Origin of the sequence: Escherichia sp. TW14182, from assembly GCF_000208525.1 — a bacterium.
In the GTDB taxonomy this organism is placed as follows: Bacteria; Pseudomonadota; Gammaproteobacteria; order Enterobacterales; family Enterobacteriaceae; genus Escherichia; species Escherichia ruysiae.
Genome location: NZ_AEJZ01000147.1, coordinates 1 through 11109, shown reverse-complemented (window position 1 = coordinate 11109; position 11109 = coordinate 1). Strand labels below are relative to the sequence as shown.

The 11109-nt window shown below is 52.7% G+C and carries 6 protein-coding genes; 5 read left to right on the top strand and 1 reads right to left on the bottom strand.

Annotated elements, in window-relative coordinates; genetic code table 11:
• Positions 1-55: 55 nt before the first annotated feature.
• Entirely contained in the window at positions 56-901 is an 846-nt protein-coding gene (sseA, locus tag EQY_RS0113145; RefSeq protein ID WP_000108600.1) for a 3-mercaptopyruvate sulfurtransferase, read from the bottom strand.
• 205 nt (positions 902-1106) lie between these two features.
• Between sseA and yfhM the strand changes: the two genes are divergently transcribed.
• From yfhM to rodZ, 5 genes are all read left to right on the top strand, one after another.
• Positions 1107-6065, top strand: coding sequence for an alpha2-macroglobulin (gene yfhM, locus EQY_RS0113140; protein WP_000736110.1), 4959 nt, complete (start codon positions 1107-1109; stop codon positions 6063-6065).
• Positions 6066-8378: a peptidoglycan glycosyltransferase PbpC gene (gene pbpC / locus EQY_RS0113135; RefSeq protein WP_001137626.1), complete on the top strand. Its 2313-nt coding sequence runs from the start codon at positions 6066-6068 to the stop codon at positions 8376-8378. It begins immediately after the preceding gene.
• A 148-nt stretch (positions 8379-8526) separates the two neighbouring features.
• Positions 8527-8958 (top strand): nucleoside-diphosphate kinase, encoded by a 432-nt coding sequence (gene ndk / locus EQY_RS0113130; protein ID WP_000963834.1) that lies wholly within the window; start codon positions 8527-8529, stop codon positions 8956-8958.
• 149 nt (positions 8959-9107) lie between these two features.
• The gene (gene rlmN, locus EQY_RS0113125; RefSeq protein ID WP_000003318.1) at positions 9108-10262 is read left to right on the top strand and encodes a dual-specificity RNA methyltransferase RlmN; all 1155 of its coding nucleotides are present in this window, start codon (positions 9108-9110) and stop codon (positions 10260-10262) included.
• A gap of 284 nt (positions 10263-10546) precedes the next feature.
• A partial coding sequence (gene rodZ, locus EQY_RS0113120) for a cytoskeleton protein RodZ (protein ID WP_001090828.1) occupies positions 10547-11109 on the top strand: 563 nt, incomplete at its 3' end.

Sequence of the window (11109 nt, the reverse complement as noted above, 5' to 3'; positions counted from 1 at the left end):
ACACAAAAAAAAAAAACCCGCCAAATTCGGCGGTTTTTTGTTGCCTGTAAAAAGCTTATTTCACTGGTTCTACTGGTAAATCTGCTCGCGCGCCCCATTCACTCCATGCGCCGTCGTACAGTTTCACGTTTGGCACATCCAGCGTAGCAAGTGCCAGCAACACAACGGCGGCCGTTACACCAGAGCCGCAGCTGACAATAATCGGTTTGTCATAGCTGATACCGTAACCAAAAAATATCGCATCGAGTTCATCTGTCGTCTTCAGTTCACCTTCACGCACCAGATCCGTCCAGGGAACATTTAGCGCACCAGGAATATGCCCGCGACGTAAACCAGGGCGAGGTTCATCAATTTCAGCGTTAAAACGCGCAGCTGGACGGGCATCAATAATTTGTGCCGTTTTTTCATGGCTTGCCAGCAATACATCGGTTACTTTCACCACGGCTTCCGGGTTAAAGGCGGTGTTAAACTCTCCTTCTGGCAGTTCTACTTCGCCTTCTTCTAACAGCAGGTCATCACGCTGCCAGCCCGCCAGTCCACCACCAAGAATCGACACTTTCTCCACGCCAAAGGTGCGCAGCATCCACCATGCTCGCGGGGCTGAGAAAAGATTACCTTCGTCATAGACAATCAGATGTTTGTCCTGATTAACACCTAACTCACGCATCGCTACGGCGAACGTTTCCGGGCGCGGCAGCATGTGCGGAAACGGGGAGGTGTGATCGGAAAGAGCTTCGATATCGAAAAATACTGCGCCGGGGATATGCCCATTGAGATACTCCTGGGCAACGTTACGATCTTCCTGTCCGGGCGGTGCCATGCGGGCATCAATAATCTGAATTTCAGGATCATCAATATGTTCGGCGAGCCAGTCGGCTCCTACAAACCATGTCGTGGACATAGGCATCTCCATTTTTGCCGGGGTAGGCTAAATTGTCGGACGTTTAGTGAAAAGCGACAAGCAAAAGAGGCTGATTTGGCTGCCTGAGCCACATTTATCACCAAAATTCAGATTCTGTGGACGTGATACTGAATTACATAACGCTAATTCTCACGCATAATAATTATTCGACGTTGCTAACGGGCCATTGTGGCAGGGATGATAAATGAAAAAGTTACGCATAGCCGCCTGCATGTTAATGCTGGCGCTGGCAGGGTGCGACAACAACGATAACGCGCCAACAGCGGTGAAAAAAGATACCCCTTCTGAAGCTGCTAAAGGTACATCTTCGGAAAACGCGAGTTCTGCAAAACTCTCTGCACCGGAGAGGCAAAAGCTGGCACAACAGAGTGCCGGTAAGACACTGACATTGCTTGATCTCTCTGAGGTTCAACTCGATGGTGCAGCCACGCTGGTGCTGACTTTCTCTATCCCCCTCGACCCGGATCAGGATTTCTCGCGTGTTGTTCATGTCGTCGATAAAAAGAGCGGTAAAGTGGATGGTGCCTGGGAGCTGTCAGATAATCTTAAAGAGCTGCGTTTACGCCACCTCGAACCTAAACGTGATTTGATCGTGACTATTGGGCAGGAAATGAAGGCGCTCAATAACGCAACCTTCAGTAAAGATTACGAAAAAACGATCACCACCCGCGATATTCAACCCAGCGTCGGTTTTGCCAGCCGTGGTTCACTGCTGCCTGGAAAAGTCGTTGAAGGGCTGCCGGTAATGGCGCTCAACGTTAATAATGTCGATGTTAACTTCTTCCGCGTTAAGCCAGAATCTCTACCAGCATTCATTAGCCAATGGGAATACCGCAATTCGCTGGCGAACTGGCAGTCAGACAAACTCCTGCAGATGGCGGATCTGGTCTACACCGGACGGTTTGATCTCAATCCTGCGCGTAACACCCGTGAAAAATTATTGCTGCCGCTGGGCGATATCAAACCGCTTCAGCAGGCGGGCGTGTATCTTGCTGTGATGAATCAGGCTGGACGTTACGATTACAGTAATCCCGCGACGCTGTTTACGTTAAGTGATATCGGCATTTCAGCTCACCGTTATCACAATCGTCTGGATATCTTTACCCAAAGTCTGGAAAACGGCGCGGCCCAGCAAGGAATAGAAGTCTCTTTATTAAATGAGAAAGGGCAGATTCTGACTCAGGCGACCAGTAATGCACAGGGTCATGTACAGCTGGAAAACGATAAAAACGCGGCATTACTGCTGGCGCGTAAAGACGGTCAGACAACGCTGCTCGATTTAAAACTTCCGGCGCTGGACTTAGCGGAATTTAACATTGCTGGTGCACCGGGTTATAGCAAACAGTTCTTTATGTTTGGCCCGCGCGATCTTTATCGCCCGGGTGAAACAGTAATCCTCAACGGCTTACTGCGTGATGCAGACGGTAAAGCTCTGCCGGATCAACCCATCAAGTTAGACGTGATTAAACCTGACGGGCAGGTACTGCGTAGTGTCGTTAGTCAGCCGGAGAATGGCCTCTATCACTTTACCTGGCAACTGGATAGCAGTGCGGCAACCGGCATGTGGCATATTCGCGCTAACACTGGCGATAACCAGTATCGGATGTGGGATTTCCACGTCGAAGATTTTATGCCAGAGCGCATGGCGTTGAATCTGACTGGCGAGAAAACCCCGTTAGCGCCGAAAGATGAAGTGAAATTCTCCGTAGTGGGTTACTACCTTTATGGTGCGCCCGCGAACGGCAATACATTACAAGGGCAGCTTTTCCTGCGCCCTCTGCGTGAAGCGGTTTCTGCATTACCCGGCTTCGAATTTGGCGATATCGCTGCCGAAAACCTTTCCCGCACGCTGGATGAAGTTCAGTTGACGCTGGATGATAAAGGGCGCGGCGAAGTATCTACAGAAAGCCAGTGGAAGGAAACGCATTCCCCATTGCAGGTTATTCTCCAGGGGAGTTTGCTGGAATCGGGTGGTCGCCCGGTGACGCGCCGTGCTGAACAGGCTATTTGGCCTGCCGATGCATTGCCGGGGATCCGCCCGCAGTTCGCCTCGAAATCGGTTTACAATTACCGTACTGACACGACTGTAAAACAACCCATTGTTGATGAAGGCAGCAACGCCGCTTTTGATATCGTTTATAGCGATGCGCAGGGCGTGAAAAAAGCCGTGTCGGGCTTGCAGGTGCGTCTGATTCGCGAACGCCGTGATTACTTCTGGAACTGGTCAGAAGATGAAGGCTGGCAGTCTCAGTTTGATCAAAAAGATCTGATCGAAAATGAACAAACGCTGGATCTTCAGGCGGATGAAACCGGTAAGGTCAGTTTTCCGGTAGAGTGGGGCGCTTATCGTCTGGAAGTCAAAGCGCCGAATGAAGCGGTCAGTAGTGTGCGTTTCTGGGCTGGCTATAGCTGGCAGGACAACAGCGACGGTGGCGGTGCGGTGCGTCCAGATCGCGTCACGATGAAACTGGATAAAGCCAGTTATCGCCCTGGCGATACCATTAAGTTGCATATTGCCGCGCCAACGGCGGGTAAAGGCTACGCGATGGTTGAGTCCAGTGAAGGGCCGCTGTGGTGGCAAGAGATTGATGTTCCGGCACAAGGGCTGGATCTGACGATTCCGGTCGATAAAACCTGGAATCGTCATGATCTTTATTTGAGTACGCTGGTGGTGCGTCCTGGCGATAAATCTCGCTCCGCGACGCCAAAACGTGCGGTTGGTGTGTTGCATTTGCCGCTTGGCGATGAAAACCGTCGTCTTGATCTGGCGCTGGAAACACCGGCAAAAATGCGCCCCAATCAGCCATTAACTGTGAAAATCAAAGCCAGCAATAAAAATGGTGAGATGCCAAAACAGGTGAATGTGCTGGTGTCTGCCGTTGATAGCGGTGTGTTGAATATTACTGATTACGTTACGCCAGATCCGTGGCAGGGGTTCTTCGGTCAGAAACGCTATGGCGCAGACATATACGATATTTACGGTCAGGTCATTGAAGGACAGGGACGCCTGGCAGCACTGCGTTTTGGTGGCGATGGCGATGAACTGAAACGTGGTGGTAAGCCACCGGTCAATCACGTCAATATTGTCGCGCAACAGGCACAGCCGGTAACGCTCAACGAACAGGGCGAAGGTACGGTTACACTGCCGATTGGCGATTTTAACGGTGAATTGCGCGTCATGGCGCAAGCCTGGACGGCAGATGACTTCGGCAGCAACGAAAGCAAAGTGATTGTTGCTGCACCGGTGATAGCCGAACTGAACATGCCGCGCTTTATGGCGAGTGGCGACACTTCGCGTCTGACGCTGGATATCACTAATCTTACTGATAAACCGCAAAAAATGAACGTTGCCCTGACCGCCAGCGGCTTGGTTGAACTGGTAAGCGATTCACCCGCACCTGTTGAATTAGCGCCAGGCGTGCGAACCACGCTGTTTATCCCGGTGCGAGCATTGCCGGGTTATGGCGATGGTGAAATTCAGGCGACTATCAGTGGCCTGAATTTGCCAGGAGAAACCGTTGCCGATCAGCATAAGCAGTGGAAAATTGGCGTCCGTCCGGCATTCCCGGCACAAACAGTCAATTATGGTACGGTGTTGCAGCCTGGTGAAACATGGGCGATTCCGGCTGGCGGACTGCAAAACTTCTCGCCTGTTACGCTGGAAGGGCAATTGTTGTTGAGCGGCAAGCCACCGCTGAACATTGCACGTTATATCAAAGAGTTAAAAGCATATCCGTACGGCTGTCTGGAGCAAACCACCAGCGGTCTGTTCCCGTCGCTCTATACCAATGCAGCCCAGCTACAGGCGTTGGGCATCAAAGGCGACAGTGATGATAAACGCCGTGCGGCAGTTGATATTGGCATTTCCCGCTTGCTGCAAATGCAACGCGATAATGGCGGTTTTGCGCTATGGGATAAATACAGCGACGAAGAGTACTGGCTGACGGCTTATGTGATGGATTTCCTGGTTCGCGCAGGTGAGCAGGGTTACAGCGTGCCGACAGAAGCCATTAACCAAGGGAATGAGCGTCTGCTGCGCTATTTACAAGATCCGGGCATGATGTCGATCCCTTACGCCGATAATCTCAAAGCCAGTAAATTCGCCGTACAGTCTTACGCTGCGCTGGTGTTGTCCCGTCAGCAAAAGGCTCCGCTGGGTGCGCTGCGTGAAATCTGGGAGCATCGTGCAGATGCCGCTTCTGGTTTACCGCTGCTGCAACTTGGCGTTGCGCTGAAAACCATGGGTGATGCGACGCGTGGTGAAGAAGCGATTGCGCTGGCGCTGAAAACGCCGCGTAATGATGAGCGGAAATGGCTGGGCGATTACGGTAGCCCACTGCGCGACAACGCGTTAATGCTCTCCTTGCTGGAAGAAAATAAACTGCTACCCGATGAGCAGTACACTTTGCTGAACACGCTTTCGCAGCAGGCGTTTGGTGAACGCTGGCTATCGACGCAGGAAAGTAACTCGTTGTTCCTGGCTGCCCGTTCGATACAGGATTTACCGGGTAAATGGCAGGTGCAAACCTCTTTCTCTGCCGAGCCGCTGACTGGCGAGAAAACGCAAAACAGCAATCTGCATAGCGATCAACTTGCAACTTTGCAGGTGACCAACAGTGGCGACCAGCCGTTATGGCTGCGTGTGGATGCCAGCGGTTATCCGCAATCCGCACCTTTACCTGCGAGTAATGTGCTGCAAATCGAGCGCCATATTCTTGGTACTGACGGTAAGAGCAAATCGCTGGACTCGTTACGTAGCGGTGATTTGGTACTGGTCTGGTTGCAGGTTAAAGCCAGTAACAGCGTGCCAGATGCGCTGGTGGTTGATTTGCTGCCAGCGGGTCTGGAGCTGGAAAACCAGAACCTGGCTAACGGCAACGCCAGTCTGGAGCAAAGTGGTAGCGAAGTGCAAAACCTGCTTAATCAAATGCAGCAGGCGAGCATTAAGCACATTGAGTTTCGTGATGATCGCTTTGTGGCGGCGGTTGCCGTTGATGAATACCAGCCGGTTACACTGGTATATCTGGCGCGGGCGGTGACGCCGGGAACGTATCAGGTGCCGCAGCCGATGGTGGAATCGATGTATGTTCCTCAATGGCGGGCGACCGGCGCGGCTGAAGATCTGTTGATTGTCAGACCGTAAATGCCTCGTCTGTTAAGTAAACGCGGCTGCTGGATAACGCTGGCAGCCGCGCCCTTTATTATCATTCTGGCGGCGTGGGGAGCAGATAAACTCTGGCCTCTGCCGCTGCATGAAGTCAATCCCGCACGTGTGGTCGTGGCGCAGGATGGTACGCCGCTCTGGCGTTTCGCCGATGCTGACGGTATCTGGCGTTATCCCGTGACTATCGAAGATGTTTCTCCGCGTTACCTTGAAGCACTGATCAATTACGAAGATCGCTGGTTCTGGAAGCATCCAGGCGTAAACCCGTTCTCGGTGGCGCGCGCTGCCTGGCAGGATCTGACTTCTGGTCGGGTTATCTCCGGCGGCAGTACGCTCACCATGCAGGTTGCTCGTCTGCTTGATCCTCACCCCAAAACGTTTGGCGGTAAAATTCGCCAGCTCTGGCGCGCGTTGCAACTGGAGTGGCATCTGTCTAAGCGTGAAATTCTGACCTTGTATCTTAACCGCGCTCCGTTTGGCGGTACGTTGCAGGGGATCGGTGCGGCAAGTTGGGCATATCTCGGAAAATCGCCTGAGAATTTAAGCTATTCCGAGGCGGCAATGCTGGCTGTTTTGCCGCAAGCGCCCAGCCGTCTTCGCCCGGATCGCTGGCCGGAACGTGCCGAAGCCGCGCGTAATAAAGTGCTCGAACGGATGGCTGCGCAAGGTGTGTGGTCCCGTGAGCAGGTAAAAGAGTCAAGGGAAGAACCCATCTGGCTGGCACCCCGACAAATGCCGCAACTGGCACCGCTGTTTTCGCGCATGATGCTCGGTAAAAGCAAAAGCGACAAAATCGTTACTACGCTGGATGCCGGTCTTCAACGACGTCTGGAAGAACTGGCGCAAAACTGGAAAGGACGATTGCCACCGCGCAGTTCACTCGCGATGATCGTGATTGATCATACCGATATGCGTGTTCGCGGCTGGGTGGGATCGGTTGATCTCAACGATGATTCACGCTTTGGTCATGTCGATATGGTCAATGCGATCCGATCGCCAGGATCGGTGCTCAAACCGTTTGTTTATGGACTGGCGCTGGATGAAGGCTTGATCCACCCGGCATCACTGTTGCAAGACGTCCCCCGGCGCACCGGTGATTACCGACCAGGTAACTTTGATAGCGGTTTTCATGGCCCGATCAGCATGAGTGAGGCGCTGGTGCGATCGCTGAACTTACCTGCCGTGCAGGTGCTGGAAGCCTATGGCCCGAAACGGTTTGCGGCAAAATTACGCAATGTTGGATTGCCGTTGTACCTGCCCAACGGTGCTGCGCCGAACCTTTCGCTGATCCTCGGCGGCGCAGGTGCAAAACTGGAAGATATGGCGGCAGCGTATACCGCGTTTGCTCGCCACGGCAAGGCAGGCAAATTGCGCTTACAGCCTGACGATCCCCTGCTTGAACGCCCCTTAATGTCGCCGGGCACCGCGTGGATCATTCGCCGGATCATGGCTGATGAAGCGCAGCCCCTGCCGGACGGCGCCTTGCCGCGCGTTGTACCACTGGCGTGGAAAACAGGAACCAGTTATGGCTATCGCGATGCATGGGCGATAGGTGTAAATGCTCGCTATGTGATAGGAATATGGACTGGCAGACCGGACGGCACGCCCGTTGTTGGTCAGTTTGGTTTTGCCAGCGCCGTACCGTTGATGAATCAGGTCAATAATATCTTACTGTCACGCAGTGCAAATCTGCCGGAAGATCCGCGCCCGAACTCCGTCACTCGTGGTGTTATCTGTTGGCCAGGTGGGCAGTCTTTGCCCGTGGGTGACAGTAATTGCCGTCGTCGTCTGGCAACCTGGTTATTGGATGGAAGCCAGCCGCCAACCCTGTTACTGCCAGAGCAAGAAGGGATTAATGGCATCCGCTTTCCCATCTGGCTGGATGAAAATGGCAAACGCGTCGCCGCCGATTGCCCACAGGCGCGACAAGAAATGATGAATGTCTGGCCACTACCGCTGGAACCCTGGCTGCCCGCATCGGAACGCCGTGCCGCACGCTTGCCAGCGGTCTCGACAATTTGCCCACCGTATGGTCACGACGCCCAACTCCCGCTGCAACTGACTGGCATCCGTGATGGCGCCATTATCAAGCGTTTACCTGGTGCGGCGGAAGCGACTTTGCCGGTGCAATCCAGCGGTGGTGCCGGAGAACGCTGGTGGTTTCTGAATGGCGAACCGTTAGCTGAACGTGGGCGCAGTGTGACTCTGCATTTAACGGAAAAAGGCAATTATCAATTGCTGGTAATGGATGAAGTGGGGCAGGTAGCGACAGTGAGATTTGTTATGCAATAGTCTGTTTTCACCATGTTTGTTGCTTAAACTAGGTTTATTTTAAAAAAATGTTACCTTCGTCAATGGTCAACGGCTCTGTTGCTCATTATAATCCGCGCCATCTCGTACGCTGGTACAGACAACAACAGAATAATTTACAGAGGTAAAAATGGCTATTGAACGTACTTTTTCCATCATCAAACCGAACGCGGTAGCAAAAAACGTCATTGGTAATATCTTTGCGCGCTTTGAAGCTGCAGGGTTCAAAATTGTCGGCACCAAAATGCTGCACCTGACCGTTGAACAGGCTCGTGGCTTTTATGCTGAACACGATGGGAAACCGTTCTTTGATGGTCTGGTTGAGTTCATGACCTCTGGTCCGATCGTCGTTTCCGTGCTGGAAGGTGAAAACGCCGTTCAGCGTCACCGCGATCTGCTGGGCGCGACCAACCCGGCGAACGCTCTGGCGGGAACTCTGCGCGCAGACTACGCTGACAGCCTGACCGAAAACGGCACACATGGCTCTGATTCCGCAGAATCTGCCGCTCGCGAAATCGCCTACTTCTTCGGTGAAGGCGAAGTGTGCCCGCGCACTCGTTAATAATTTCGTAAATGCCGCGTGCAAACGTGGCATCCGTGCGCCAGAATTTGTACAATGCAGCGCCCCCGGACGAGCAGCCGCTCACCGGGGCGTTTCTTTTTTCAACCCTCCAGGGGCCATAACGTGTAATAACGAGGCCGGAATAGCATATGTCTGAACAATTAGTCACACCTGAAAACGTCACCACGAAAGATGGAAAAATCAACCTGCTGGATCTCAACCGTCAGCAGATGCGGGAGTTTTTTAAAGATTTAGGTGAAAAACCCTTCCGCGCCGATCAGGTGATGAAGTGGATGTATCACTATTGCTGCGACAACTTTGATGAGATGACCGACATCAACAAAGTGTTGCGTGGCAAACTGAAAGAGGTGGCGGAAATCCGCGCACCGGAAGTGGTTGAAGAACAGCGTTCATCTGACGGCACCATTAAATGGGCGATTGCCGTTGGCGATCAGCGCGTCGAAACGGTGTATATCCCGGAAGACGACCGCGCCACGCTTTGCGTCTCCTCGCAGGTGGGGTGTGCGCTGGAGTGTAAATTCTGTTCCACCGCCCAGCAGGGCTTTAACCGCAACCTGCGGGTGTCGGAAATTATCGGCCAGGTGTGGCGTGCGGCGAAAATCGTCGGCGCAGCAAAAGTCACCGGTCAGCGTCCGATCACTAACGTAGTGATGATGGGTATGGGCGAGCCGCTGCTCAACCTGAACAATGTCGTTCCGGCGATGGAAATCATGCTTGATGATTTCGGTTTTGGCCTGTCTAAACGTCGCGTGACGCTTTCCACTTCCGGTGTAGTTCCGGCGCTGGATAAACTGGGCGATATGATTGACGTTGCACTGGCAATTTCCCTGCACGCGCCGAACGACGAAATTCGTGACGAAATTGTACCAATCAACAAAAAGTACAATATCGAAACGTTCCTTGCTGCAGTGCGCCGTTATCTGGAGAAATCCAATGCGAACCAGGGGCGCGTCACTATCGAGTACGTGATGCTTGACCACGTTAACGATGGCACTGAACATGCGCACCAACTGGCTGAACTGCTGAAAGATACGCCGTGTAAGATTAACCTGATCCCGTGGAACCCGTTCCCCGGCGCGCCGTATGGACGCAGTTCGAACAGCCGTATCGACCGTTTCTCAAAAGTGCTGATGAGCTACGGTTTCACCACCATTGTGCGTAAAACTCGTGGTGATGATATCGACGCCGCCTGTGGTCAGCTGGCAGGTGATGTCATTGACCGTACTAAACGTACTCTGCGTAAACGGATGCAGGGTGAAGCTATCGACATTAAAACGGTCTGATAGTTATTACGCCACGGTTACTTTATGTACCGTGGCGTAATGTTTTATGAATGTAGCATTAAGTTGCAATTGTCTGATCAATATTAACGGTGCGTTTTTGCTGACTTTAAGGCAGTATGTAACGATGCAACAGTAAGTTAGCTTTGATTCATGTGGGCTTTGTCACGAGCACACAGACAGTCTTATACTGTATGATAAAGGTTAACTTTACGGATGTTTCGCGGTGTGGGTGGGCGTGATGGTTCACCGGCATCCCAATTCTCTTTTAAACGTACCTGCAGCGAATGAATACTGAAGCCACGCACGACCAAAATGAAGCACTTACCACCGGCGCTCGCTTGCGTAATGCCCGTGAACAACTTGGACTTAGCCAGCAAGCCGTTGCCGAACGACTTTGTTTGAAGGTTTCCACGGTACGCGACATTGAAGAAGATAAGGCGCCAGCCGATCTTGCTTCAACATTCTTGCGCGGGTATATCCGCTCTTATGCGCGTCTGGTTCATATTCCGGAAGAAGAACTGCTGCCGGGACTGGAAAAGCAGGCACCACTGCGGGCGGCAAAAGTTGCGCCAATGCAGAGTTTTTCCCTCGGCAAACGCCGCAAAAAACGCGATGGCTGGCTGATGACTTTCACCTGGCTGGTGCTGTTTGTGGTGATTGGCCTGAGCGGCGCCTGGTGGTGGCAGGATCACAAAGCCCAGCAGGAAGAGATCAGCACTATGGCTGATCAATCCACTGCGGAGCTGAATAATAACCAGAGCCAGAGTGTACCGTTAGATACGTCTGCTACCGAAACCCAGACGACTACATCGCCTGCGGCTGGAGATTCCACCCCCCCCAAACCGCA

Coding starts and splice junctions, on each gene's coding strand:
- sseA (WP_000108600.1), bottom strand. CDS start 901: ATGTCCACGACATGGTTTGTAGGAGCCGACTGGCTCGCCGAACATATT.
- yfhM (WP_000736110.1), top strand. CDS start 1,107: ATGAAAAAGTTACGCATAGCCGCCTGCATGTTAATGCTGGCGCTGGCA.
- pbpC (WP_001137626.1), top strand. CDS start 6,066: ATGCCTCGTCTGTTAAGTAAACGCGGCTGCTGGATAACGCTGGCAGCC.
- ndk (WP_000963834.1), top strand. CDS start 8,527: ATGGCTATTGAACGTACTTTTTCCATCATCAAACCGAACGCGGTAGCA.
- rlmN (WP_000003318.1), top strand. CDS start 9,108: ATGTCTGAACAATTAGTCACACCTGAAAACGTCACCACGAAAGATGGA.